Source organism: Paraburkholderia sp. UCT2, from assembly GCF_014397665.1.
In the GTDB taxonomy this organism is placed as follows: domain Bacteria; phylum Pseudomonadota; class Gammaproteobacteria; order Burkholderiales; family Burkholderiaceae; genus Paraburkholderia; species Paraburkholderia tuberum.
The window spans coordinates 1-25,287 of the sequence record NZ_VZQO01000028.1 but is presented as its reverse complement, the minus strand read 5'-3'; the positions used below and the strand labels follow the sequence as shown (position 1 = coordinate 25,287).

The 25,287-nt window shown below is 66.6% G+C and carries 17 protein-coding genes; 10 read left to right on the top strand and 7 right to left on the bottom strand.

All coding sequences use genetic code 11. The features are described from left to right. Positions 1 to 33: 33 nt before the first annotated feature. Positions 34 to 4,110 (bottom strand): FtsK/SpoIIIE family DNA translocase, encoded by a 4,077-nt coding sequence (locus tag F6X39_RS22345; RefSeq protein ID WP_187618150.1) that lies wholly within the window; start codon positions 4,108 to 4,110, stop codon positions 34 to 36. Positions 4,111 to 4,223: 113 nt separating this feature from the next. Continuing rightward, the gene (locus tag F6X39_RS22340; protein WP_187618149.1) at positions 4,224 to 4,760 is read right to left on the bottom strand and encodes an META domain-containing protein; all 537 of its coding nucleotides are present in this window, start codon (positions 4,758 to 4,760) and stop codon (positions 4,224 to 4,226) included. Positions 4,761 to 5,019: 259 nt separating this feature from the next. On the opposite strand from F6X39_RS22340, the gene purT reads away from it, so the two are divergent. The 6 genes from purT (at position 5,020) to F6X39_RS22310 (ending at position 12,281) form a co-directional block, all read left to right on the top strand. Further along, complete coding sequence (gene purT, locus F6X39_RS22335) at positions 5,020 to 6,234, top strand: formate-dependent phosphoribosylglycinamide formyltransferase (protein ID WP_187618148.1); 1,215 nt, start codon at positions 5,020 to 5,022, stop codon at positions 6,232 to 6,234. Positions 6,235 to 6,341: 107 nt separating this feature from the next. Further along, positions 6,342 to 6,554, top strand: a complete 213-nt coding sequence (locus F6X39_RS22330) for a DUF6726 family protein (protein ID WP_187618147.1) — start codon at positions 6,342 to 6,344, stop codon at positions 6,552 to 6,554. Between the two features lie 125 nt (positions 6,555 to 6,679). Beyond that, positions 6,680 to 7,063, top strand: a complete 384-nt coding sequence (locus F6X39_RS22325; protein WP_187618146.1) for an MliC family protein — start codon at positions 6,680 to 6,682, stop codon at positions 7,061 to 7,063. A 257-nt stretch (positions 7,064 to 7,320) separates the two neighbouring features. After that, positions 7,321 to 8,973: an acetolactate synthase large subunit gene (locus F6X39_RS22320; protein ID WP_187618145.1), complete on the top strand. Its 1,653-nt coding sequence runs from the start codon at positions 7,321 to 7,323 to the stop codon at positions 8,971 to 8,973. Between the two features lie 30 nt (positions 8,974 to 9,003). Then, positions 9,004 to 10,440: an aldehyde dehydrogenase family protein gene (locus F6X39_RS22315; RefSeq protein ID WP_187618144.1), complete on the top strand. Its 1,437-nt coding sequence runs from the start codon at positions 9,004 to 9,006 to the stop codon at positions 10,438 to 10,440. Positions 10,441 to 10,814: 374 nt separating this feature from the next. Next, entirely contained in the window at positions 10,815 to 12,281 is a 1,467-nt protein-coding gene (locus tag F6X39_RS22310; RefSeq protein WP_187618143.1) for a DEAD/DEAH box helicase, read from the top strand. Positions 12,282 to 12,388: 107 nt separating this feature from the next. Here the strand turns inward: F6X39_RS22310 and gluQRS are convergent, their stop codons facing one another. Together gluQRS and F6X39_RS22300 are read right to left on the bottom strand one after the other, a co-directional pair. After that, a complete protein-coding gene (gluQRS, locus tag F6X39_RS22305) occupies positions 12,389 to 13,279 on the bottom strand; it encodes a tRNA glutamyl-Q(34) synthetase GluQRS (protein ID WP_187618142.1) in 891 nt (296 codons plus the stop codon). 52 nt (positions 13,280 to 13,331) lie between these two features. Further along, the gene (locus tag F6X39_RS22300; protein WP_184059422.1) at positions 13,332 to 14,195 is read right to left on the bottom strand and encodes a sulfurtransferase; all 864 of its coding nucleotides are present in this window, start codon (positions 14,193 to 14,195) and stop codon (positions 13,332 to 13,334) included. Positions 14,196 to 14,498: 303 nt separating this feature from the next. On the opposite strand from F6X39_RS22300, the gene dnaE reads away from it, so the two are divergent. Further along, positions 14,499 to 18,065 carry a DNA polymerase III subunit alpha gene (dnaE, locus tag F6X39_RS22295; RefSeq protein ID WP_187618141.1) on the top strand — a complete coding sequence of 1,189 codons (3,567 nt, stop codon included), beginning with the start codon at positions 14,499 to 14,501 and terminating at the stop codon, positions 18,063 to 18,065. 48 nt (positions 18,066 to 18,113) lie between these two features. On the opposite strand, the gene F6X39_RS22290 is transcribed toward dnaE, so the two are convergent. Beyond that, positions 18,114 to 18,875 carry a glycosyltransferase family 2 protein gene (locus F6X39_RS22290; RefSeq protein ID WP_187618140.1) on the bottom strand — a complete coding sequence of 254 codons (762 nt, stop codon included), beginning with the start codon at positions 18,873 to 18,875 and terminating at the stop codon, positions 18,114 to 18,116. Between the two features lie 241 nt (positions 18,876 to 19,116). On the opposite strand from F6X39_RS22290, the gene msbA reads away from it, so the two are divergent. Together msbA and F6X39_RS22280 are read left to right on the top strand one after the other, a co-directional pair. Next, positions 19,117 to 20,910: a lipid A export permease/ATP-binding protein MsbA gene (msbA, locus tag F6X39_RS22285; protein WP_187618139.1), complete on the top strand. Its 1,794-nt coding sequence runs from the start codon at positions 19,117 to 19,119 to the stop codon at positions 20,908 to 20,910. A gap of 124 nt (positions 20,911 to 21,034) precedes the next feature. After that, positions 21,035 to 21,400, top strand: coding sequence for a hypothetical protein (locus F6X39_RS22280; protein WP_262414777.1), 366 nt, complete (start codon positions 21,035 to 21,037; stop codon positions 21,398 to 21,400). A 43-nt stretch (positions 21,401 to 21,443) separates the two neighbouring features. On the opposite strand, the gene F6X39_RS22275 is transcribed toward F6X39_RS22280, so the two are convergent. Beyond that, a complete protein-coding gene (locus F6X39_RS22275) occupies positions 21,444 to 22,460 on the bottom strand; it encodes a glycosyltransferase family 2 protein (RefSeq protein WP_187618138.1) in 1,017 nt (338 codons plus the stop codon). A gap of 181 nt (positions 22,461 to 22,641) precedes the next feature. Here F6X39_RS22275 and F6X39_RS22270 point away from each other — a divergent pair, with 181 nt between their 5' ends. Then, positions 22,642 to 23,748: a glycosyltransferase family 4 protein gene (locus tag F6X39_RS22270; protein WP_187618137.1), complete on the top strand. Its 1,107-nt coding sequence runs from the start codon at positions 22,642 to 22,644 to the stop codon at positions 23,746 to 23,748. Between the two features lie 45 nt (positions 23,749 to 23,793). On the opposite strand, the gene F6X39_RS22265 is transcribed toward F6X39_RS22270, so the two are convergent. After that, a complete protein-coding gene (locus F6X39_RS22265) occupies positions 23,794 to 25,095 on the bottom strand; it encodes an O-antigen ligase family protein (RefSeq protein ID WP_187618136.1) in 1,302 nt (433 codons plus the stop codon). Positions 25,096 to 25,287 lie beyond the last annotated feature (192 nt).

Genomic DNA, 25,287 nt, shown 5'->3' with positions numbered 1-25,287 from the left:
CATCGCCGACCCGGTTAGCGATTCACCGGGCGCTCATTCCGCCGGCCCCGGAGCCAGCACTTCGCGGCTGCCGTTGATGCTCATCGCCGACACGAGGCCGGCCGTCTCCATCTGCTCGACGAGCCGCGCCGCGCGGTTATAGCCGATGCGCAACTGCCGCTGCACCGACGAGATCGACGCGCGCCGCGTGCGTACGACGAACGCGACCGCTTCGTCGTACAGCGGATCGGCTTCCGCATCCGGCGCTTCGCCGAACAGGTCCTGGGCCGCGCCGCCATCGGCGGCCGGGCCGTCGAGAATGCCTTCCTCGTATTGTGGCTCGCCGAACTGCTTCAGATATTCGACGATCGCATGCACTTCCTCGTCGGCGACGAACGCGCCGTGCACGCGCTGCGGGTAGCCGGTGCCCGGCGGCAGGAACAGCATGTCGCCCTGACCGAGCAGCGACTCGGCGCCCATCTGGTCGAGAATCGTGCGCGAGTCGATCTTCGACGAGACCTGGAACGCGACGCGCGTCGGAATGTTCGCCTTGATGAGACCGGTGATGACGTCGACGGACGGCCGCTGCGTCGCGAGGATCAGGTGGATGCCGGCCGCACGCGCCTTCTGCGCGAGCCGCGCGATCAGCTCCTCGATCTTCTTGCCCGCGACCATCATCAGGTCGGCGAGTTCGTCGATGACGACGACGATCAGCGGCAGCGGCGCCAGCGGCTCGGGCGCATCGGGCGTCAGCGAGAACGGGTTGCCGAGCTTCTTGCCCTTCGCCTCGGTGTCGCGGATCTTCTGGTTGAAGCCGGCGAGATTGCGCACGCCGACGGCCGACATCAGCCGGTAGCGCTTTTCCATTTCGCCGACGCACCAGTTCAGCGCGTTGGCCGCGAGCTTCATGTCGGTGACGACCGGCGCGAGCAGATGCGGAATCCCTTCGTAAACCGAAAGTTCGAGCATCTTCGGGTCGATCATGATCAGGCGCACTTCCTCTGGCGTCGCCTTGAACAGCAGCGAGCAGATCATCGCGTTGATCGCGACCGATTTGCCCGAGCCGGTCGTGCCGGCCACCAGCATGTGCGGCGCCTTCGCGAGATCGGCGACGACGGGATGGCCGGTGATGTCCTTGCCCATCGCAAGCGTGAGTCGCGAGTGCGAGTTCTGGTAGACGCTCGCCTCGAGAATTTCCGAGAGGCGGATCGTTTGGCGCTTCGCGTTCGGCAGTTCGAGGCCCATGCAGGTCTTGCCCGGAATCGTTTCGACCACGCGGATCGACGTGAGACCGAGACCGCGCGACAGGTCCTTCATCAGACCGACGATCTGGCTGCCGCGCACGCCGAGCGCCGGTTCGACTTCGAAGCGTGTGATGACCGGACCCGCCGATGCGCCGACCACCGTCACCGGCACCTTGAATTCCTGCAGGCGCTGCTCGATCAGCAGGCCGGTTTCGCGGAGCTTTTCATCCGGGATCGGTTCGATGTCGGCATCGGCGGGGGCGAGCAGATCGAGCGTCGGCAGTTCGACCATCGATGCGGCCGGCGCATGGAACTCGAAGCCGTTGACCGGCGCGTGGCCGGGCAGCGGCGGGCGGGTGGCGGGCTCGGCAGTGGGTTGGTCGGCGGATTGGACCTGCGGTTGCGGTGTTAGCGCGGGCGAAGACGACGGAGCGGGCGACGGAGCGGGCGACGATTCGGCGGCCGGCGTGTTCGCGACAGGCGTTGCGCTTGCGCCGACCGAAGGCTCGATGCTGGTCGCCGGCGCGACGAAGCCCGGGAAACGGACTACGTTCGAGACGACGGCCGGTGCGGTTGCCGGCATAGCGAGGTTCGCCGCACTCGTCGAAGTCGACGACGGCGAGTCGTTTGCGGGGGTGTTCGCGGCCTCGTTCACAGCGGGCAGGGCAGGGGCGTGCGACGTCGCGGGCTCACCTGACTGCGCACTTTCGCTGGCGAGTTCCGAGACCGTCGCGCCGGACCACGGCGGCATGCTTGCGTTCGACGGCGCGGCGGCCTCCGTCTGCGGCGAGTCCGCTGACGCGGCCGCGCGTTGAGCCGCGGCGGGGCCGAGCTTGCTCTCCCAAGGCACGAGTGTCTTGTCGATGACGATTTCGGCTGCCGGAGCCAGCGCTTGCGGAGGCGTCGCGGTGTCGGCGGTGGCCGGTTCGACGGTTCGCGCGGATTCCTCCCTCTGCGATGCCGGGACGCTGGTGTTTGTCGCTGTCTGCGTCGAATCGTTTTGGACCGCCGGTGCGTCTTCTTGCGAAGCATCGTCCCGTAGGCTGGCTGCGAAGCGCTCGAATGGCGTCGCCGTCGGCGACTCATGTTGCGGCGCGCTTGCGGCGGGTTCGGTGGCGGCAGGCTCAGCCACAGCGGATGCCGATGGCTCGACAACCGCGGATTCGACAGCCGCAGCAGCCACGGCGGCCACCGACTCGATTGCAGTCGTCGTCTGCGGCGCAGCCGTAAGCGGCGCATGAATGACGGGCGGTTCGGTCGGCCATTGCGCAACCGCGTCGTTGCCGCCCTCGACCGACGTCTCGGACTCGGCCACCGCACGCTCAGCCGGCATCTCGACCGATGCGGTTTCTTGCTGCGACTGCGCCGGCGACACCATCCGCGCCGAACTCTCCACGCTCTGCGCCTGCGGCGCCGCAACCGTCTCGCCGTTTTCGACAGGTAGCACGTCCCGCTGCGCCGGTGGCACATCGAACGTCGTCGACGCACGCTCTGCATCGTCAATCTTCGCGCTATCGGCGCCACGGCTGCGCGCCAGGCTCACGCCGGCCATGTCGGTCCAGCGCGCGGCGTTTTCCGCGATGCTGCGCAGCGTTTCCTCGACGCTCGCGGGCGGCGCGACCGTCGACGCGTTCGTCATCGTTCGCGTGAAGTTCGGTGTAGGCCGGCTCACGGTCGACGGCGAGGTCACGCTATTGGCGCGCGAAGCGGCCGGGAACGGTTGACGCGGCGTTGCGCCGCGATTGAGCGGCGCGCTGCCGTCGGCCGGACGTGACAGCGACGACGGGCGGCTTGCGCGGCCCGCGGCATTCACCGATCCCGCTGTGATGCCGATACCGGCGCCCGAGGCGGCGGCGCGGCCCGCCATTGCCTGTGCCGCTCGCGCCGACACGCCGGCCGCGTTGGCGGCCGTCGCCGCCAACGCGGCACTGGAGCCGAACGACGCGGCCGCACGCTGATCTCCGACCGAGCGCCGCCCGACCTGCGCAGCACCATCACGAGCCGACATGCCCGATGCGGCCGATGCACCCGCCGCACCCAGCGATGCCGCCGCCGTCGCCGCGCGCGGCTCCGTCGTGCGCAGCCAGCCGGCCGGCGCGACCGGCTCGGTCGGCACGAATGGTGCGGCGGATCTGTCCGCAGCCTTGTCCGCATGCAGCGCCTGGGTTGCCGTCGACGTTGCCGGGCGCGGCGACGCGCCCGACCCCGTGCGTAGCACCGGCTCGGTCTGCTTGACCGGCCCGCGCGCCGCGTCGGCGGCCGCATCGGCTCGCCAGCTTGCGCCGGCGCCACGGGCGGAAGCGTCCTTGCTACCCGCGATGCCAGCCGCCGCGGTGCCGGCAGCAGCGGCGGAGCCCGCGCCGCGCCCGCTCGCGGGCGGACGCCACACCGTCGGCCGCGCGTAGCGACCCTTGTTATTGCGCGGCGCCATCGTGTTGGTAGCAGGCGACACATGCGACGGCGCGCCGTCGTCGACGCTGCGGTGGCGGCGCGCATCCTCGTCGCGCTTCGCGAGTCCCCGCGATAGACCGAGGCCGAACGCGCCGTCGGCCCAAACGGCGACGTCGCTCCAGCGGAAGTCGACGAGCCACGGCAGGCTGATCACGAGCAGCGCGAGCGCCGCGAGCGGCGTGCCGACATGGCCGAGCAGATGTCCAAGCCCCGCGGCGAGCGCATGACCGAAACCATTGATGCCGGCAATGCCGATCAGCGAGCCCTCGAGCGTGCAACTCGCGATCAGCACGCAGACGAAGCCGAGCCACAGCCGGATCGTGCCGGGGCCGCGCAGACCCGCGCCGCCCGGCAGCATCGACTTCGCGAGGCGCCACAAAAGAGGAATGAACCAGACGGCCGACCCGCCGAACCAGCCGAAAACTACCGTGTGCATACCAGACATCTACGAATGACGGAGCGCGCGAGAAGCGCAATCCGTCGAGTTTAAACGGCGCAGCGCGCGGCTTCGAAGGCCGGCGCGAATCCCGAACGCGGCGCAAACTCGCATCACTTGTCGCTGCGATCGAACATCAGGGTGTCGCCGTTGTCGAGGATCAGCTGCATCTGCTGCGGCGCTCGCATCTGCACGCCGGTGCGATCGATCCGCTCGAGCGCATCGAGGAACGGCTTCTCGATGTCGCCGCCCGGCGAGGCGCACGCCATGCGTGTGCCGGCGAGGGAACCGAAGCTCAGCTTGCCGTCCTTCAGCATGTACGATCCCATGAAGCGGTTGCAGCCGGAAAAGCCGCTCGCGTGACGCCGGCCGCCTTCGGTCGACAACGTCAGCGTGAGCGGTTTCTGATCCTTCGACGGCACCGCGCGCGCCGTGCCGTCGGCGTTCTTCCACGAGCTCAGCACCCAGCTGGTGTCGTCGAGCAGTTGCGCAGCGGCGGGATTGAACGGATCAGGCGGCGGCGCCGACGAGTCCGGATGCTTCGGGATGGCGCACGCACCGAGCAGCGCGGCGATGCTCAACGCGGCGACGGCCGTGCGCAGGCACGGAATGATGCGCGCAAGAGGTCGCGGGCGGGAGCGGATGAGCATGGCGTCGTTCCTGTTCAAACTGGCGAAGGCGTAAGGGTAACGTACTAAGCTTGTCGTGCGCGAGCGATGCTCGCGGTGACGTGATCGCGGCTGCGAACGTCACCGCGGCGGCACGGTTCCGCTCGACCGCCACGGCCTCGCGAGCGCACCCAAAGCGCACCCTGAGCGGCACCCTGAGCGCCGCGCGGCAAGGGGCCCGCATGTTAACATCGCGGTCTATCCAATCCCACCCTCATCCCGACTTTTATCTGGAGTTCCCATGCAGATCGGCCAACGGATCGGCACGCCCCTTTCTGAATCCGCGACGCGCGTGATGCTGCTCGGCGCCGGCGAGCTCGGCAAGGAAGTGATCATCGCGCTGCAACGGCTGGGCGTCGAAGTGATCGCCGTCGACCGTTACCCGAACGCGCCGGGCCATCAGGTCGCGCATCGCGCGCATGTGATCGACATGACCGACCGCGCCGCGCTGCGCGCGCTGGTCGAGCAGGAGCGCCCGCATCTGATCGTCCCGGAAATCGAGGCGATTGCCACCGACGAACTCGCCGCGATCGAAACCGAGGCGCTCGCCGAGGTGATCCCGACCGCGCGTGCCACCCAACTGACGATGAACCGCGAAGGCATCCGCCGCCTCGCTGCGGAGGAGCTTGGCCTCGCGACCTCGCCGTACGCATTCGCCGATTCGCTCGACGAACTGCGCGCGGGCATCGCGAAGGTCGGCTATCCGTGCGTCGTGAAACCGGTGATGTCGTCGTCGGGCAAGGGGCAGTCGGTGCTGCGCAGCGACGCCGACGTCGAACCCGCCTGGCAGTACGCGATGGCGGGCGGCCGCGTGAATTTCGGGCGCGTGATCGTCGAGGGTTTCATCGACTTCGAATACGAAATCACGCAGCTCACCGTGCGCGCGATCGACCCGGCGAGCGGCGCGGTCGGCACGTATTTCTGCGATCCGATCGGCCACGTGCAGGTCGCGGGCGACTATGTCGAATCGTGGCAGCCGCAGCCGATGAGCCCGCTCGCGCTCGAGCGTTCGCGCGAGATCGCGCACAAGGTGACGGCGGCGCTCGGCGGCCGCGGCCTGTTTGGCGTGGAACTTTTCGTGCGCGGCGACGACGTATGGTTTTCGGAAGTCAGCCCGCGTCCGCACGACACGGGGCTCGTCACGCTGTGCTCGCAGCGCTTCTCGGAGTTCGAGCTGCATGCGCGCGCGATCCTCGGCCTGCCGGTCGATACGTCGCTGCGTGCGGCGGGCGCGTCGGCGGTGATCTACGGCGGTCGCGACGAGGCCGGCATCGCGTTCGAAGGCGTCGCGGCCGCACTTGCGGTGCCCAATGCGGATCTGCGCCTGTTCGGAAAGCCGGAAAGCTTCGTCAAACGTCGCATGGGCGTCGCGCTCGCGACCGGCGAGAACATCGAGCAAGCGCGCTCGCGTGCCAGGCAGGCGGCGGCCGCGGTGCGGCCGGTGTCGGCGAAGTAACGGGCAGGCGGCGAGGCGCGGTGCAAAAGTGTGCGGGACGCCCACGAAAGAGCCCACCGCATTCGTTTCCGGCTTATCGAAGCAAAGAGATCGGAGTAGAGGATCGTATGGCGCTTGAATCTCGCAACAATCCATGGCGCGGCGCGCTTCGCCGGGTCGGCGCACTCGGCGTGGCGTTCGCGTTGTGCGCCGGCATCAGCGGCTGCGGGCTCGCGGCCGCGCCGTGCCGGATCGCTTCGGCGGGACTGAAGATCGTGCCGGTGGTCGGCCACGTCGCCGCTGCGCCGACCGATGCGTGTGCCGGCGTGATCGATCCTTGAAGCGTCGTCTAGCTGTCCGTGAATCGCCCATGAGCTGCCTGTGACTCGGCCGTGGCTCGGCTGTGACCGGCGTCGCGGCCGGTGTTGCCTTCCCTGCCTGACCCCCGCAACAATCGAGGTGTTCGATGAAGACATGGCGTGTTGCAATCCTCACGACAGCAGCATGGACGGTGGCCTGGCTGGCGGCATCTTCCGGCGGCGCATCGGCCGCGCCATTGCAGTTCAAGCACTTCGAGGGCAAGAACCACCAGACGCGCAAATACACCTGCGCGACCGGCAAGATCCTGCAAGTCACCTACTGGACCGCGCGGAACGGCCAGAGCTTCGCCGTGCTGCCGGTGAAAGGCGCGTCGATGCTGTTCGTCAACACGATCTCGGCGTCCGGTGCGAAGTACCAGGCCGGCAGCTATACGTGGTGGACCAAGGGTCCGCGCGCCAACCTGTACGACCTGACGAGCGGCGAGAACGCGCCGCCGATTCTCTCCGACTGCGTGACCGCGATTCGCTGATTTGCTGATCGGCGGACACGAGCACCGCATGCGGCGGCTTCATCCCCGACCGCCGCCTGCTTTTTCTCGCGCCTGGCTTCCTGTCCCCCGCGCGGCTTCGTCCGCTCGCGCGCATCGTTTCCGTTCGAGTAGTAAGCTGTCCGGCATGGCGTTCGCCATGCCGTTTGCCATGCCGCGCGCGCGGAGCGGTGTTTCGCGCGCAGCCGTCGTTGTCGTCTTCGATTGTCCGTTCCCCGAGTCATCAAGCGAGACCCTCAATGAAAGCATCGGACCTGTTCGTCAAATCGCTGGAAGCCGAAGGTGTCGAGTATGTGTTTGGCATCCCCGGTGAAGAAAATCTCGATCTGCTGGAGTCGCTGCGCCGCTCGAAAATCCGTCTGATCCTCACGCGCCACGAGCAGGCGGCCGGCTTCATGGCCGCCACCTACGGGCGGCTCACCGGCCGCACGGGAGTATGTCTGGCGACGCTCGGCCCCGGCGCGACCAACTTCGTGACCGCGGCCGCCTACGCGCAGCTGGGCGGCATGCCGATGCTGATGGTCACGGGCCAGAAGCCGATCAAGTCGAGCAAGCAGGGGCACTTCCAGATCGTCGACGTGGTGCGGATGATGGAGCCGCTCACCAAGTACACACGGCAGATCGTGTCGATTGGCAACATTCCGGCGACGGTGCGCGAGGCGGTGCGCCGCGCCGAAGAGGAGCGGCCCGGCGCCACGCACCTCGAACTGCCCGAGGACGTCGCGCACGAAGAGGGCGACGGCAAGCCGATTCCGAAGAGCTACAGCCGCCGTCCGGTCGCCGAGGAAAAGGCGGTCGCGCGCGCGGTCGAGGCGATCACCGCCGCGAAGCATCCGCTGCTGATGATCGGCGCGGGCGGCAACCGCAAAACCACCACGAAGATGCTGCGCGAGTTCGTCGACCAGATCGGCATTCCGTTTTTCACCACGCAGATGGGCAAGGGCGTGATCGACGAATCGCATCCGATGTGGCTCGGCAACGCGACGCTGTCCGACGGCGACTTCGTGCACCGCGCGATCGAGCTCGCGGACTGCATCATCAACGTCGGTCACGACGTGATCGAAAAGCCGCCGTTTTTCATGCGCAGCGGCGAGGCAGGCGAGAAGACCGTGATCCACGTGAACTTCCTCGGCGCCGAAGTCGATCCGGTGTATTTCCCGCAGATCGAAGTGGTCGGCGATATCGCCAACGCGGTGTGGCAGCTCAAGGAGAGCCTGAAGACGCGTCAGGAGCATTGGGACTTCACGCGCTTCAAGGAGATCAAGGAGCACTTCGAGGCGCATCTGGTGAAGGGCCAGCACGACGATCGCTTCCCGATGTACCCGGTGCGGATCGTCAACGACGTGTACGAGACCACGCCGGTCGACGGCATCGTGTGTCTGGATAACGGCATGTACAAGATCTGGTTCGCGCGCTACTACCGCGCGCACGAGCCGAATTCGCTGCTGCTCGACAACGCGCTGGCGTCGATGGGCGCGGGGCTGCCGTCGGCGATCGCGAGCAAGATCGTGCATCCGGAGCGCAAGGTGATCGCCGTGTGCGGCGACGGCGGCTTCATGATGAACTCGCAGGAGCTCGAAACGGCGGTGCGGCTGAAGCTCGATCTGGTGATCCTGATTCTGCGCGACGACGCGTTCGGCATGATCCGCTGGAAGCAGGAGAACATGAACTTCCCGGACTACGGCATGACGCTTGCGAACCCGGATTTCGTCGCCTATGCGCAGAGTTATGGCGCGCAGGGGCATAGGATCGAGGCGGCCGAGCAGTTCGCGCCGCTGTTGCGCGAGTGCTTCGCGACGCCGGGCGTGCACGTGATCGACGTGCCGATCGACTATTCGGACAACGAGCGCGTGCTCAATCGCGAGATCAAGCGGCTGTCCGCGCGGCTTTGAGCCTCTGCATCGAATCTAGGAGAACGCGACATGTTGCAGAAAACCTATCCGTACTACCTCGCCAACGAGCCGGTGGCCGCCAACACCGATCTCGAAGTCACCGACAAATTCAGCGGCGAAGTCGCCACGCGCGTCGCCATGGCCGACGCGGCCGCGATCGACAGGGCGATCGGCCAGGCGGTCGATGCGATGCCCGCCATGCGCGCCTACCCGCCGTTCAAACGCCAGGCGGTGCTCGAACATTGCGTCAAGCGCTTTCGCGAGCGCTACGACGAACTCGCGCTCGCGCTGTGCATCGAGGCGGGCAAGCCGATCAACGATTCGAAGGGCGAAGTCACGCGCCTGATCGATACGTTCAAGGTCGCCGCGGAGGAGAGCGTGCGGATCGACGGCGAGATCATCAATCTGCAGATTTCGCCGCGCGCGAACGGGTATCACGGCTATGTGAAGCGCGTGCCGATTGGGCCGTGCTCGTTCATCTCGCCGTTCAATTTTCCGTTGAACCTGACCGCCCACAAGGTCGCGCCGGCGATCGCGGCCGGCGTGCCGTTCGTGCTGAAACCGGCGAGCCGCACACCGGTCGGTGCGCTGATCATGGGCGAAATTCTCGCGGAAACCGATCTGCCGAAGGGCGCGTTCTCGATTTTGCCCGCGCATCGCGACGGCGCCGACCTGTTCACGACCGACGAGCGCTTCAAGCTGCTGTCGTTCACCGGGTCGCCCGCGGTCGGCTGGGAGTTGAAGCGCAAAGCCGGCAAGAAGAAGGTGATTCTGGAGCTGGGCGGCAACGCGGCGGCGATCGTCGACGCTGACCAGGGCGGCAAGCTCGACTACGTGGTCGACCGGCTCGCGTTCGGCGCGTTCTATCAGTCGGGGCAGAGCTGCATCGGCGTGCAGCGGATTCTCGCGCACACGAGCGTCTACGACGCGCTGCGCGAGAAGCTGATCGCGAAGACGAAGTCGCTCGTGATGGGCGATCCGAAGAACGAAAAGACCTTCGTCGGGCCGATGATCTCCGAATCGGAAGCGAAGCGGCTCGCTGGCTGGATGGAGGGGGCGGTGCAGGCGGGTGCGCAGATCGTCGCGGGCGGCAAGGTCGACGGCGCGATGTTCGAGGCGACGCTGCTGGAAGGCGTGAAGCGCGACACCGATCTGTATCGCAAGGAGGCGTTCGGACCGGTTGCGATACTCGAGCGCTTCGACGATTTCGAGGCGGCGCTCGCGCAGGTCAACGACAGCGACTTCGGCCTGCAGGCCGGCGTGTTCACCGATTCGCTCGCGCATGCGCATCGCGCGTGGGATGCGCTCGAAGTGGGCGGCGTCGTGATCAACGACGTGCCGTCGTTCCGCGTCGACAACATGCCGTATGGCGGCGTCAAGGATTCGGGGCTCGGGCGCGAGGGCGTGCGCTACGCGATCGAGGACATGACCGAGATGCGGCTGATGGTGATGCGCGAGACGTGGTGAGGGGCGATCTGACGTGAGCGGGGGCGGGCGACCGTTCGCAATGGGGCCAGTGCGGGCGCGGGGACGGCTGACGAACGCCGCGCGCCGCCCGCCGAAGTGCCCGGCTGTCACGCCACTGTCGTCTGTGCGCACTACGCTGCGACCGAAGCAACGGCCGCGAGCCGCCGGCCAGCCAGCCGTCACGAGCGTTTTTGCTGAAGTGCTACAATGCTCGGCTTTCGGCGGATGCTTCCGCCAGCCGGAGCCGGCCGCATTATCCGAACTCAGACGGGTCTCGCGCGGAACGACGTGGCTCCGCCTTCATCCTGATGCCCTCAGCGGTCCCGACCGCTGCCGCGCGCATCGCGCCACGCGCCTTTTTAGCGAAAGCCACCATGTCCGACACAGCCGTCACGCCAAGCACCGAGACTTTTGATCAATTCGGCCTCGCGCCCGACATCCTGAAGGCCATCAAGGAATCGGGCTACACGTCGCCCACGCCGATCCAGGCGCAGGCGATCCCGGTCGTGCTGGCGGGCCGTGACGTGATGGGCGCCGCGCAGACCGGCACCGGCAAGACCGCGAGCTTCTCGCTGCCGATCATCCAGCGCCTGCTGCCGCAGGCCAGCACGAGCGCGTCGCCGGCGCGCCATCCGGTCCGCGCGCTGATCCTCACGCCGACCCGCGAACTGGCCGACCAGGTCGCCGCGAACGTGCAGGCCTACGCGAAGCACACGGCGCTACGCAGCGCGGTCGTGTTCGGTGGCGTCGACATGAATCCGCAGTCCGAGCAGCTGCGCCGCGGCGTCGAAATCCTGATCGCGACGCCGGGCCGTCTGCTCGATCACGTGCAGCAGAAAACCGCGAACCTGGGCCAGGTGCAGATGCTCGTGCTCGACGAAGCCGACCGCATGCTCGATATGGGCTTCCTGCCCGACCTGCAGCGCATCCTGAACCTGCTGCCGAAAGAGCGCCAGACGCTGCTCTTTTCCGCGACGTTCTCGGGCGAAATCAAGAAGCTCGCCGCGACGTATCTGCGCAACCCGCAGACCATCGAAGTGGCGCGCAGCAACTCGACCGCGACCAATGTCACGCAGATCGTCTACGAAGTCGCCGAGGGCGACAAGACCGGCGCGGTTGTGCAGCTGATCCGCGAGCGTGGCCTGAAGCAGGTGCTCGTGTTCTGCAACAGCAAGATCGGCGCGAGCCGGCTCGCGCGCAGTCTCGAACGCGACGGCGTGGTCGCGACCGCGATTCACGGCGACCGCACGCAGAGCGAGCGCATGCAGGCGCTCGATGCGTTCAAGCGCGGCGAAGTCGAGGCGCTCGTCGCGACGGATGTCGCCGCGCGCGGTCTCGACATCGTTGAACTGCCGACCGTGATCAACTTCGACCTGCCGTTCAACGCCGAAGACTACGTGCACCGGATCGGCCGCACGGGCCGCGCGGGCGCATCGGGCGACGCGCTGTCGCTGTGCAGCCCGAACGAGCGCAAGCAACTGGCCGACATCGAGAAGCTGATCAAGCGTCCGCTCGACTTGCAGCGCCTGACCGTCGATGCGCCGGTGCGCCATCATCACGAGGACCGTCCGCCGCGCCGCGATCGCAGCGAATCGCGCGACGAGCGCGGCCGCCGTCGCACGGGCGGGGCGTCGGGTTCGTATGACCGTGCGCATCATCATCGCGCGCAGCCGGTCGACGATTTCTTCCTGAAGCCGTACGAGCCGTCGCCGGCATCGGTGCTCAAGATCGAGGAGACGGCCGCGTCGAACTCCGCGCCGCAAAAGACGGCGCCGAAGCGGCAACTGGCCGCGTTGCTCGGTGGCTTCGGAATGCCGAGGAAGACGCCTTCGTCGTCGTAAGACGGGCTGTCGGGTTCAGAGCTCGGGGTGCAACGCCTCGAGCGTAAAAACGGTGGGGCCGCGCGGTTCGAAGTCTCGGAAAACGCAGCAGGCTTCACGCGTGCGCATCATCGGGATGCGCGAATGTTCATCCGTTTTGCCCAGGCCGCGGTCGCGGCGCTGTAGAACTGCTCCAGCGTCGTGGGCGGCTCGCTTCCCAACTTCAGTCCCAGATGCCGTGCCGCCGCGCCTAGTGCTTCGAGCGGCTTGTCGCTATCGAGCGCGGTCGCGCCGTTCTGCTTGCTGAGTTTCTCGCCGTGCTCGTTCGTGACGACCGGCACATGCAGATACTCGGGCGTTGCCACACCCAGACAACGCTGCAGATGAATCTGCCGCGCCGTCGAATCCATCAGATCCGCGCCGCGCACGATGTGCGTGATGCCCGCGTCCGCATCGTCCACCACCACCGCCAGCTGATATGCCCACTGATCGTCCGCGCGGCGCAGCACGAAATCGCCGACCTCGGTCGCGAGATTTTGCGTCTGCGGACCCTGCCAGCGGTCGTCGAACGTGATCACGGCGGGCTCGCCGTCGGGCACGCGCAGGCGCCACGCGCGCGCCGGCTTGCCATGCAGACCCGTGCGGCAAGTGCCGGGGTAGGCGAGTGTGGTGTTGCGCGCGTGCGCGTGCAGCAGCGAATCGGCGATTTCCTTGCGCGTACAGCCGCACGGATAGACGAGACCGGCCGATTTCAACTGCTCCAGCGCGTGCTGATAGCGCGCCGTGCGCTGGCTTTGCCAGACTGGCGTTTCGTCCGCGCGCATGCCGAAGCGTTCGAGGGTCGCGAGGATGTCCTCGGCGGCGCCGGGCATCGTGCGCGGTCCGTCGATATCTTCGACGCGCACGAGCCACGCGCCTCGCTGCGCGCGCGCGTCGAGCCAGCTCGCGAGCGCGCTGACCAGCGAGCCGAAATGCAGCGGGCCGGTCGGCGACGGCGCGAAGCGTCCGCGATAGGTCATGGTTTGGGGACGACAGGCGAGGCGCCCGCGTCGCGGGGCACCCCGGCTGTCATTACGCGGCGCACGCGGCCTTGCTGTCCGGATGGCACGCCGGACAGGTCTTGCCCGCGACGTACATCGGCGATTGCTGTTGCTCGGGCGTGACCACCGCGCGGCAGCCGAAGCATTGCGCGGTCGCGGTCGGTTCGAGTTGCGGATTCAGCGCGGTGCGGTAGTCGAACACGAAGCAGTCGCCGTGATAATGCGCGCCGCCCACTTCCTCGAAGTATTTGAGGATGCCGCCTTCGAGCTGGTACACGTTCTCGATGCCGACCTCCTTCATATGGATCGCGGCCTTCTCGCAGCGGATGCCGCCCGTGCAGAACGACACCACCGTCTTGTCTTGGAGATCGGCACGGTTGTTCTCGATTACCTCGGGGAATTCGCTGAACTTCGTGATCCGATAGTCGAGCGCGTTGTCGAACGTGCCGACGTCGACTTCGAACGCGTTGCGCGTGTCGAGCATCACGACCGGACGGCCTTCGTCGTCGTGACCGCGGTCGAGCCAGGTCTTCAGCGTCGGCGCGTCGACGAACGGTGCGCGGCCGAGCTCGGGGCGGATCGCCGGCTTTTTCATCGTGATGATTTCGCGCTTGAGCTTGACCAGCATGCGCGTGAAGGGCTGCTTGTCCGACAGGCTTTCCTTGAACTGCAGATTCGCGAACTTGCCTTCGAACAGCGCGTCGTGGCGAATGTAGTCGATGAATGCGTCGGTGCTCTCGCGCGTGCCGGCGATGAACAGGTTGATGCCTTCCGGCGCGAGCAGGATGGTGCCGCGCAGGCCGAGCGCATTGCAGCGTTCGGTGACGAACGGGCGCCAGGCGGCGGTGTCTTCGATGGTCGCGAATTGATACGCGGCGAGATTGACGATACTCATGTGTGTTCTGCGGTAAAGATGGCCGGCGTGGCGAGGGGCGGCGGGATGTGCCGCCGCTGTTGCGCCCCGTATGAGACCCGGGGTTTGCCGCGCGGGTTCGCGCGCGTTTGCCGCGCGTTTGCCGGTTAAATAGCCACGTCGAGAGAGGCGAAACCGCTATTATCCCTCAACCCGGCATTTTCCCCGACCTGGCCGAATGGCTAACGAGTTGCGCTAGCGCAAACAGCGCTCGCTCCGACCTCGTCCTGGCCGGATGGCCAACGCGCCGTTTTGACCTGAAATCCGCAGAAGGGTGGAGTTACAATGTCGCCCATGTCAGATCCCCGCTTCGTTCATCTCCGCGTTCACTCCGAATTCTCGATTGCCGACGGCATCGTGCGTCTCGACGACATCGTCGCGGCGGCGGCCAAAGACGGTCAGGGCGCGCTAGCGCTTACCGACCTCGGCAACGCGTTCGGCCTCGTCCGTTTCTACCAGGAAGCGCGTGGCAAAGGGATCAAACCCATTGCCGGCTGCGACGTCTGGATCACCAATCCTGACGACCGCGACAAGCCTTCCCGCCTGCTGCTGCTGGTCAAGGACCGCCGCGGTTACCTGAACCTCTGCGAATTGCTCAGCAAGGCCTCGCTGACGAACCAGTATCGCGGCCGCGCGGAAATCGAAGCCGGCTGGCTCGAATCCGGTCTGGGCGAAGGGCTGCTCGCGCTGTCGGGCGCGCAGCAGGGCGACATCGGTCTCGCGCTGGCGGCCGGCAACGAAGAGGCGGCGAAGCGCCACGCGCAGCATTGGGCGAAGGTGTTCCCAGGCGGCTTCTATATCGAGCTGCAGCGCTACGGCCAGCCTGGCGGCGAGCAGTACGTGCAGCAGGCGGTCGCGCTCGCGGCATCGCTGAAACTGCCGGTCGTCGCGACGCACCCGATGCAGTTCATGACGCCGGACGACTTCACCGCGCACGAAGCGCGCGTGTGTATTTCCGAAGGCGACATTCTCGCGAATCCGCGTCGCCAGAAGCGCTTCACGGCCGAGCAGTATTTCCGCACGCAACAGGAAATGGCCACGCTGTTCGCGGACATTCCTTCGGCGCTGGCGAACACGGTGCAGATCGCCAAGCGCTGCAATCTGACGCTCGAACTCGGCAAGCCGAAGCTGCCGCTCTTTCCGACGCCCGACGGCATGTCGCTCGACGACTACCTGGTGCAGCTGTCGAAAGAGGGCCTCGAAAAGCGGCTCGAACAGTTGTATCCGGACGAGGCCGAGCGCGACTCGCAACGCCCGACGTACTACCAGCGCCTCGAATTCGAATGCGGCACGATCATCAAGATGGGCTTTCCGGGCTACTTCCTGATCGTCGCGGACTTCATCAACTGGGCCAAGAACAACGGCGTGCCGGTCGGGCCGGGCCGGGGGTCGGGCGCGGGTTCGCTGGTCGCCTATGCGCTCGGCGTGACCGATCTCGATCCGCTGCGCTACAACCTGCTGTTCGAGCGTTTCCTGAATCCGGAACGCGTGTCGATGCCCGACTTCGATATCGACTTCTGCCAGCACGGCCGCGATCGCGTGATCCAGTACGTGAAGGAGAAATACGGCGCGAACGCGGTGTCGCAGATCGCGACGTTCGGCACGATGGCGGCGAAGGCGGCGGTGCGCGACATCGGCCGCGTGCTCGATCTCGGCTACATGTTCACGGACGGCATCGCGAAGTTGATCCCGTTCAAGCCGGGCAAGCACGTGACGATCGCCGACGCGATGAAGGAAGAGCCGCTGTTGCAGGAGCGCTTCGACAACGAAGACGAAGTGCACCAACTGCTCGAACTCGCGCAGCGCGTCGAAGGCTTGACGCGTAACGTCGGCATGCACGCGGGCGGCGTGCTGATCGCGCCGGGCAAGCTGACCGATTTCTGCCCCTTGTACACGCAGGGCGACGAAAGCGGCGTCGTCAGCCAGTACGACAAGGACGACGTCGAAGCAGTCGGCCTCGTGAAGTTCGACTTTCTGGGCCTGACCACGCTGACCATTCTGGATTGGGCCGAGCGCTACATCCGCCGCCTCGATCCGTCGAAGCAGGACTGGTCGCTCGCCCAGGTGCCGCTCGACGATCCGGCGTCGTTCTCGATCCTGAAGAAAGCGAATACGGTCGCCGTGTTCCAGCTGGAAAGCCGCGGCATGCAGGGCATGCTGAAGGACGCGCAGCCCGACCGCTTCGAAGACATCATCGCTCTCGTCGCGTTGTACCGCCCGGGTCCGATGGACCTGATCCCGAGCTTCTGTGCGCGTAAGCACGGCCGCGAGGTGGTGGAATATCCGGACCCGCGCGTCGAACCTGTTCTGAAAGAGACCTACGGCATCATGGTCTACCAGGAGCAGGTGATGCAGATGGCGCAGATCATCGGCGGCTACTCGCTGGGCGGTGCCGACCTGCTGCGTCGCGCGATGGGTAAGAAAAAGCCCGAGGAAATGGCCAAGCACCGCGAAATTTTCGCGGAAGGCGCGGCCACCAACGGCCTCACGCGCGAGAAGTCCGACGAAATTTTCGACCTGATGGAGAAGTTCGCGGGCTACGGCTTCAACAAGTCGCACGCGGCCGCCTACGCGCTGCTTGCGTACTACACCGCGTGGCTGAAGGCGCACCATCCGGCCGAATTCATGGCGGCCAACATGTCGCTCGCGATGGACGACACGGACAAGGTCAAGATCCTGTTCGAAGACTGCCTCGCGAACAGGATGGCCGTGCTGCCGCCGGACGTGAACCTGTCCGCGTATCGCTTCGAGCCGGTCGCCGAAGCCGACGGCAAGCGCTCGCGCACGATCCGCTACGGTCTCGGCGCGATCAAGGGCAGCGGCCAGAACGCGATCGAAGAAATCCTGCGCGCACGCGAGGAAGGCCGCTTCATCGACATCTTCGATTTCTGCAACCGCGTCGATCGGCGCATCGTCAATCGTCGCACGATCGAGGCGCTGATTCGCGCCGGCGCGTTCGACACGCTGCATCTGAACCGCGCGCAGCTGATCGCGTCGGTGTCGCTCGCGATGGAAGCGGCCGAGCAGGCGGCGGCCAATGCGCTGCAGGCCGGCCTGTTCGACATGGGCGACGCGCCGTCGCAAGGCCACGAACTCGTCGACGAACCGGAGTGGCCGGAAAAGCGCAAGCTGCAGGAAGAGAAAGCCGCGCTCGGTTTCTACCTGTCGGGCCATCTGTTCGATGCATACAAGGACGAAGTGCGTCGCTTCGTGCGCCAGAAGATCGGCGAGCTGAAGGAAGGGCGCGACAAGCTGGTCGCGGGCGTGATCGTGTCGCTGCGCACGCAGATGACCCAGCGCGGCAAGATGCTGATCGCGCTGCTCGACGACGGCACCGGCCAGTGCGAAGTGACGGTGTTCAACGAGGTCTTCGAAGAGCACAAGCAGTTGTTCAAGGAAGACGAGCTGCTGGTCGTGCAGGGCCAGGCGCGCAACGACGCGTTCACGGGCGGCATCCGCTTCACGGTCGAAACGGTGATGGATCTCGGCCGCGCGCGCTGCCGTTACGCGGATTCGCTGAAGGTGCAGATGAACGGCAACGCGGACGCGCAGGCATTGCGCCGGGTGCTCGAAGCGCACACCGCCGGCAAGGACGAGCCGTCCGCCACAGCCGCGCCGGCGGCCGCGCCGCGCGGCAATGGCGGTGGGCGTGGCGGCTTCGGCGGCGACGGCGGCCGTCAGCGTCAAGCGGTGCAGATTCCGAACGGGCTCGCGGTGCAGGTCGTTTATCGCAGCGAGCATGCGCAAGGCGAAATGCGTCTGGGCGACGCGTGGCGCGTGAAGCCGACCGATGAACTGCTCGCCGCGCTGCGCGGCGAGTTTGCGGGAAGCTCGATCGAAATCGTGTATTGAGCGAGGTCCGCGGTATGGATGGGCCGGTGCCGCGTGTACCGGCTAGCCCTAGCGCCCGCCCGTTTTTTCCAGGCGCGCCAGCTTCAGAAACCGGTAGTACACCGTCTCCGCATTGAACAGCGCGATCATCAGCCCGGTGCGGCCATCCAGAAAACCGCGCCGCAGCAGATAAGTCCGCACGAACGCCCACAGGCCGCGCCCGAGCGCGAGTCGAATGCTGCCTTTCTGCCCGGCCTCGTAACGCTGCCGCGCGCCGGCCGTCGAATACGCGTCGAGCTTGCGCAGCACACCCTCGTAGTCCTCGTACGAGTAGTGCATCAGCTTGCCGCTCAGGCGTTGCGCGGGCGTGTCGAACACGAGGCGCTCGTGCACGAGGTCGTCGGAGAAGCGCGCGGTGCCGCGTTTGAAGAGGCGCGGAATCCAGTCCGGATACCAGCCGCTGTGATGGACCCAGTGGCCGCAGAAACTCGACAGACGGTCCACCGCATAGACGTCGGCGGCGGGCGCGGCGAGCGTCGCGCGAATCGATGCGGCAAGTTCCGGTGTGACGATTTCGTCGGCGTCGAGCGACAGGATCCAGCTTGTCGTCAGGGCATCGACCGCGCGGTTCTTTTGCGGGCCGAAGCCCGGCCAGTCCGTCTGTTCGATGACACGCGCGCCGTTCGCGCGAGCGATGTCGGCGGTGCCGTCGGTGCTGCCGCCGTCGATCACGACGATCTGGTCGGCAAAGGCCACGGCCTGCAGGCATTCGGCCAGCCGCGCCGCCGCGTTCCGGGTGATGATGGCAACGCCAAGAGTGGTTTCTTGCATACCTGAGTTGCGTGGAGGACGAAGTGACGGAGCGGGTCGCGACCCGGCAATCGAGCAGCGAGTATACACATCTCATCCGGCCCCACACCACGGCGCCGATCCGTCAGGTGTTGCGCGCATGCCGTCGCGCGCCGAGCGCCGGCTGTCATCTGCAACCGATTACAATGCTCTTTTTTGATATTTCACGCGGCCGGCCAATCATGCGCCGCGTGCTCGCCGTTCCGCATTTCCAGAGGATTCCTTGAGCGCGAAGCCAACGTTAAGCAAACCCATGGGTTCAGGCGATGCGTCGTCGCCGGCCGTCGTCCTGCGGCGCCTGTGGCCTTTCATCAAGCCGCTGCTGTGGGTCGTGGTCGGCGCGATCGTCGCGATGGCGGTGAGCGCCGGCACCGACGCCGCCATTCCCGCGCTGCTCAAGCCGCTGCTCGACAAGGGCTTCGGCTCGCACGCGGTCGACAAGACCAAGTGGCTCGTGCCGGTCGCGGTGATCGGCCTCGCGCTGATTCGCGGCGTGTCGCAGTACGCGTCCGGCTATCTGCTCGCGTACGTGTCGAACAAGATCCTGCTCGAGCTGCGTCTGAAGATGTTCGACCGCATGATCCACACGAGCGTCGCGTTCTTCCAGCGCGAAACCGCGAGCACGGTGATCAACGCGATCGTCTTCGAGGTCAACCAGATCCTGAACGTGCTGCTGAGCGTGATGGTCACGCTCGTGCGCGACTCGCTGACGGTGATCTTCCTGCTCGGCTATCTGTTCTATCTGAACTGGCGCCTGACGTTGATCGTCGCGGTGCTGCTGCCGGGCATCGGCTGGCTGGTCGGCAAGATCAATCGCCGGCTGCGGCGACTGAACCGCGAGCATCAGCTGCTCACCAACGAGCTGTCGTATATCGTCGAAGAAACGGTGGGCGGCTACAAGGTCGTCAAGGTGCATAACGGCGAGCAATACGAGACGGACCGCTTCACCGCGATGAGCCGGCGCCTGCGCGGCTACGCGATGCGCATGACGGTCTCCGGCGGCCTCGCGCAGCCGTTGACGCAGTTCCTCGCGTCGATCGCGCTCGCGGTCGTGATCACGATCGCGGTGGTGCAGTCGTCGTCGGATCAGACGACGGTCGGCGGCTTCGTCGCATTCGTCACGTCGATGCTCCTGATCATCTCGCCGCTCAAGCATCTGATGGACGTGAACCAGCCGTTGCAGCGCGGCATGACCGCGGCCGAGCTGATCTTCGGCCTGATCGACGAGCCGGCCGAGCCGGAAGGCGGCGGCAAGCCGCTCGCTCACGCGCGCGGCGAGGTCGAGTTCCGCGACGTGTCGTTCACCTACGGCACGAACTCCACGCACAACCGCCATACGCTCGACCAGGTGTCGTTCAAGATCGCGCCGGGCGAGATGGTCGCGCTCGCGGGTCCGTCGGGCAGCGGCAAGACCACGCTGGTGAATCTGTTGCCGCGCTTCTTCGATCCGACCGGCGGCGCGATTCTGGTCGACGGCGTCGCGCTGCCCGAGTACGACCTGCACGCGCTGCGCAGCCAGATCGCGATGGTGAGCCAGGACGTCGTGCTGTTCAACGACACCATCGCGCACAACGTCGCGTACGGTCAGGAAGTCGATGCGGAGAAGGTCAAGGCGGCGTTGCGCGCGGCGAACCTGTGGGACACCGTGCAGGCGATGCCGCAGGGCATCGAGACGCTCGTCGGCGACAACGGCATGATGTTGTCGGGCGGCCAACGCCAGCGTCTCGCGATCGCGCGCGCGATCTACAAGAACGCGCCGATCCTGATTCTCGACGAAGCGACGTCGGCGCTCGATTCCGAGTCCGAGCGCCACGTGCAGGCGGCGCTCGAAACGCTGATGAAAGGCCGCACCACGCTCGTGATCGCGCACCGCCTGTCGACGATCGAGCGCGCCGACCGCATCCTCGTGATGGAGGCGGGGCGGATCGTCGAGCGCGGCAGCCATCGCGAACTGCTCGAGCACGACGGCTTGTACGCCCATCTGCATCGCATCCAGTTCCAGCAAAGCCCGGTTTGATCCGGCGCATTGCGAATGGGAGCGCGGGCCGGTGTTGCGTTTAAGTCTCAATTTATTGCGCTTTTTCGGCGCTAATCGCATGCTGGCGGGCAATCACGGTCCGCCTCGCGGAAATCGACTGCCCATGTCTCACGACGATCCGAGCAAGCCGCTCGTCTCTATCGAGCTCGTCGACTCGACGCCGTGCTGTTTGTCGCGCTCGCTGTTCGATATCACCGCGAAGTCGCGCTGCGCGACGCGATTGCGCGATTTTCTGCTGAGCAACCATGTGCCCGGCTGCGCGATGCTCGTCAATCGCGCGGCGCTCGAACGCGCGCTGCCGTTCCCGCCCGGCGTCGCGATGCACGATTGGTGGCTCGCGATGGTGGTCGCGTCGTTCGGCGAGATTCGCCACGTCGCAGCGCCGGATCTGAAGTATCGGCAGCATGACGGCAATGCGGTAGGCGCGAGCGCGACCAACGAGCGCGGCGCGTCGCGCGGACTTTCGTGACCGATGTGGCGTCGCCAGGCACCGCGAGATCCTATCGTCGTCTTCAGGCCTTTCTGCCCCGCACGACCCGCTTGATCCAGATGCCCGGCGCGTAGACCATCGGGCAACTCGCATACAGGAACATCCGAATCCGCAGCCCGAGCTTCACGCCGGCGCTGCGCGTCACCAGCCCGAGGCGTTCGCCGAGGCTGCCCGCTTCGAACATCGCATGGATGAACTGCTCGCGCGCGAGCTTCGGCGCCATCGCCGCGCGCATGCGTTCGCCCACACCGGCGATCTGAGCGTCGCGCTGCAGTTGCGCGAGCTCCGCGAGTCCGTAGCGATTGCTTTGCCGCATCCGCGCGATCAGCTCGTCGACCGACTGGTAGCGGCGCTTGCGCGAAAGTCCGCCGCGCCGATAGCGCACCAGCGGTTCGCGCAGACTGATCGCGCCGCCCGACAGGATCGCGCGCAGCACCATGATCTGATCCTCGGCCGCGGCGCCCGGCAGCATCGGCCCGAAGCGCTCGATCAGGCGTCGCGACCACGTATGTGCCGCGCCGATCAGCCATGGACGCTCGACGAGCCAGTCGTCGAAGCTTCGATAGCGATCGAGCTCGGTCGGGCTCACGCGCTCGTGCACGTGACCCGCTTCGTCCATGTCGGCGAGATCGGTGGCGATCAGGTCGGGGCGGCGCCCATGCGCGAGCCAGCAGTCGACGACGCGCTCGCAGCGCTCGGGCGCCGACATGTCGTCGCCGGCGGCGACGAACAGCAGCTCGCCGTGCGCGAGCTGCGCGAGTTGCGACAGGTGCGCGCTGATGCCCTGGTTCGCGACATTGCGCCGTGCGATCACGCGATGCGGGCCCGCGTAGCCGGCGAGCGCCGCTTCGATCGCGGCGTAGGTGGCGTCGCTGGACGCGTCGTCGGAGACGATGATTTCGAGCGACTCGTAGGTTTGCGCGAGCGCGCTGCGCACGGCGTCGCCGATCTGCTCTGCCTGGTTGTAGGCGATCACCAGCATCGAGACGAGCGGGCGGGTGGTGTCGGCGGTTGCGGCGGACGGCGGGCTATCGGTCATGGAGTCGGGACGAAGGCGATTGGCCTAGATTCTAGCCGCTGACGGCCGCGCCGCGCGACGCACGCGGCAAACCCGGGCACCCCGAGCTGAGCCCGGCGAAACCCATCCTTTACAATTGCCGCTGCCCCGAAACTGCGCACCCACGGCCTCGCCCGCGCGTGCGCCTCACCGAGACCGATCCTTGTCAGAGCCAACCCGCGACGCAGCCCTCGACCCGAACCGCCGCCCCCTCACCGACATCGCGCTGACCGCCCAGGCGCTGAAGAACAGCGGTGGCGCCGAGCGTTACACGCGCGACGTGATCGCCGGCCTGCATCGCATGGGTTTGCGCCCGACGCTGTTCGCGCGCGAGATCGACCGCGCGCTGCCCGAGGCCGCGTGGATCGATGCGCAGCCGCTCGACGTACGCTGGGCGCCGCGCAAGCTGCGCAACCTCGCGTTCGACTGGCGTCTGAAGCAGCGGTTGAAGCGGCATCGTCCGGCGTGCGTGTTCTCGATCAATCACTCGACGCATGCCGACGTCGCGTTGTGCGGCGGCACGCATCCGGGTTCGCTCGAAGCCGCGGGCCGCGCGCCGCGCCGCAGCGACGAATGGCAGATCGAGCTCGAGCGGCGCGTCTACACGCGGGCGCGCTCGATCGTCGCGCATTCGCAATTGATGAGCCGCGAGTTGCAGCGTTTTTATGACGTGCCGGCCGCGCGGATCGACGTGCTCTATCCGCCCGTCGATACCGCACGCTTCAGGCCGCTCGACCCCGCCGCGCGCGCGGCCGTGCGCCGCCAGCTCGGCGTGCCCGACGATCGCGTGATGTTCGTGTTCTCGTCGACGAGTCACGAGCGCAAGGGCTATCCGCTGCTCGAAGCGTTTTTCTCGCGCACGACGCTGCCGGTCTGCCTCGTCGTCGCGGGACGCCCGGTGCCGAAAACCGGCGACACAATTCGTTACGCGGGTTACAGCAAGGAGATCGAAAAACTGTTCGCGGCCGCCGATTTCACGGTCGTCGCGTCGGCGTACGAGCCGTTCGGGCTCGTCGGCGTGGAGTCGGTGATGTGCGGCACGCCGCTCGTGATCGCCGACAACGTCGGCTCGGCGGAGACGGTGACCGGTGCCGCGAAGATCGAGTTCTCGCGGCAGACCGCGGGCAGTTTCGAGCGCGCGATCGGCCAGGCGGTCGAGCGCGTGAAGAGCGGCGCCGCGCGCATCGCGACGCCGCGCGACAGCCTCGTGTACGACCCGAGCGTCGACGCGCACGTCGCGGCGCTTTACGAGGTGTTCACGCGAGGATGAGGGCGGCGCTCCGCGCTCGGGTTGCCGCTTCTCGTCAAATCAAAATCAATCGCGCGGCTGCGTCTCGCGCACGACCGCGGCTGGCGCCGGCGTGGTCCGCACTTCGCTTCGCAACTCGCGCTTGCGTGCATCGATCACCGCCAGCAGCGTCGCCACCAGCGAGGCGAGCAGCACCGCCACCATCATCGGCACCAGCACGTCGATAGTGAGCCCGAAGATCACCGTGCTCGCCGCGACCGCGAGACCCGCGTACGACGCGGCGCGAATCGCCGGATCGGTCGCATGCCGGTGTCGCCAGAAATACACCGTGATCCCGTAGTAGAACAGCAACAGGCAGATCACGCCGACCGCGCCCATCTCGGCGAGCGTCGAGAAAAAGTCGCTATGCGCGCGCTCGTTGACGATCTCGGCCTTCACTTCGCCGCGCTTTGCCATCACGCCGAGCTCGTCGACCAGATGGCCTTTGCCGACGCCCCACACCGGATGCCGCTCGAACATCATCCGCGACGCGTTCCACAGTTGCAGGCGCAGGCCGGTGGCCGTGTCGTCCTCGCCCTTGCGCATCATCGACACGTCGTTCGGCACCTCGGCAAAGCGCTTCTGAACCCGTTCGGTCGACAACAGACCGCCCGCCCCGATCACGATGACGAGCGTCGCGATCAGCAGGCGCTTCTTGTGCGTGAACCAGTGGTACTGCATGCCGAGCAGCACGACGAACACCGGCACGGCGACCCAGCCGCCGCGCGAGCCCGACAGAAACGATGCATAGCCGCCCGACACCAGCGCGAGCACGCGCGGCACCAGCACGCGCCAGTCGCGCGGATTGTCCCAGCCAAGCGTGAACACCGACAGGAACCCGAGCAGCAGCGCGGTATCGCCGAACGGAATCGCGTTCGTGTACGAGTTGTTCAGGCGGTTCGCGTCGGTCCAGCCGCCGGGCGGCTGATCGATGAACGCCCATGCGCCGACCGCGAGCGCGCCGGCCGCGCAGCCCCAGCCGATAAAGCGCAGATTGCGCGACGGCAATTGCCGCAGCAGCAGGAACACCAGAAGCGCGAGCACGAAACGCGACGCATTGTCGAACTCGCGTGGCAGCCAGTAGCCGAGCACCAACTGCTGCGCGCCGATCCCGACGACGAACGCGAGCATGCCGATCGTGAACCAGCGGTAGGTCCGCAACGCGGAGAAATAGCCCGGCATGCGCCGGTTGACGATGGCCGCGCCGAGCGCGAGCGCGACGAGCGCGAAAAAGCAGTAGCCGGTGCCGCCGCGCCACATCAGATTGACCGCGGGCGCGAGAAACAGCAGAGCCGACGTGAGCCAGACCAGACTGGAAGCAAAAATCATAGGTCTACGTTATCGATGAAAACACTACCGTTCCGGTGGTGAAATTGCAGGGGGTGCCGGACCATTTGAGTTTCTCAAGACGGTAGAGCGATCCGGATTATAACCATGCGCTTCCTTGCGAAATGCTTGCTGCCGCACGCGGAAGGTTCCGCTGGTCCGCGGCATGCGGGTGGGGCGGCCGCGGGCGGCGTC

Bases quoted from the DNA above. Each gene is read 5' to 3' on its own strand.
- F6X39_RS22315 (WP_187618144.1), top strand. From the start codon at position 9,004: ATGTTGCAGAAAACCTATCCGTACTACCTCGCCAACGAGCCGGTGGCC.
- dnaE (WP_187618141.1), top strand. From the start codon at position 14,499: ATGTCGCCCATGTCAGATCCCCGCTTCGTTCATCTCCGCGTTCACTCC.
- F6X39_RS22345 (WP_187618150.1), bottom strand. From the start codon at position 4,110: ATGCACACGGTAGTTTTCGGCTGGTTCGGCGGGTCGGCCGTCTGGTTC.
- F6X39_RS22325 (WP_187618146.1), top strand. From the start codon at position 6,680: ATGAAGACATGGCGTGTTGCAATCCTCACGACAGCAGCATGGACGGTG.
- F6X39_RS22340 (WP_187618149.1), bottom strand. From the start codon at position 4,760: ATGCTCATCCGCTCCCGCCCGCGACCTCTTGCGCGCATCATTCCGTGC.
- F6X39_RS22300 (WP_184059422.1), bottom strand. From the start codon at position 14,195: ATGAGTATCGTCAATCTCGCCGCGTATCAATTCGCGACCATCGAAGAC.
- F6X39_RS22330 (WP_187618147.1), top strand. From the start codon at position 6,342: ATGGCGCTTGAATCTCGCAACAATCCATGGCGCGGCGCGCTTCGCCGG.
- F6X39_RS22290 (WP_187618140.1), bottom strand. From the start codon at position 18,875: ATGCAAGAAACCACTCTTGGCGTTGCCATCATCACCCGGAACGCGGCG.
- purT (WP_187618148.1), top strand. From the start codon at position 5,020: ATGCAGATCGGCCAACGGATCGGCACGCCCCTTTCTGAATCCGCGACG.
- F6X39_RS22265 (WP_187618136.1), bottom strand. From the start codon at position 25,095: ATGATTTTTGCTTCCAGTCTGGTCTGGCTCACGTCGGCTCTGCTGTTT.
- F6X39_RS22280 (WP_262414777.1), top strand. From the start codon at position 21,035: ATGTCTCACGACGATCCGAGCAAGCCGCTCGTCTCTATCGAGCTCGTC.
- F6X39_RS22320 (WP_187618145.1), top strand. From the start codon at position 7,321: ATGAAAGCATCGGACCTGTTCGTCAAATCGCTGGAAGCCGAAGGTGTC.
- F6X39_RS22275 (WP_187618138.1), bottom strand. From the start codon at position 22,460: ATGACCGATAGCCCGCCGTCCGCCGCAACCGCCGACACCACCCGCCCG.
- F6X39_RS22310 (WP_187618143.1), top strand. From the start codon at position 10,815: ATGTCCGACACAGCCGTCACGCCAAGCACCGAGACTTTTGATCAATTC.
- gluQRS (WP_187618142.1), bottom strand. From the start codon at position 13,279: ATGACCTATCGCGGACGCTTCGCGCCGTCGCCGACCGGCCCGCTGCAT.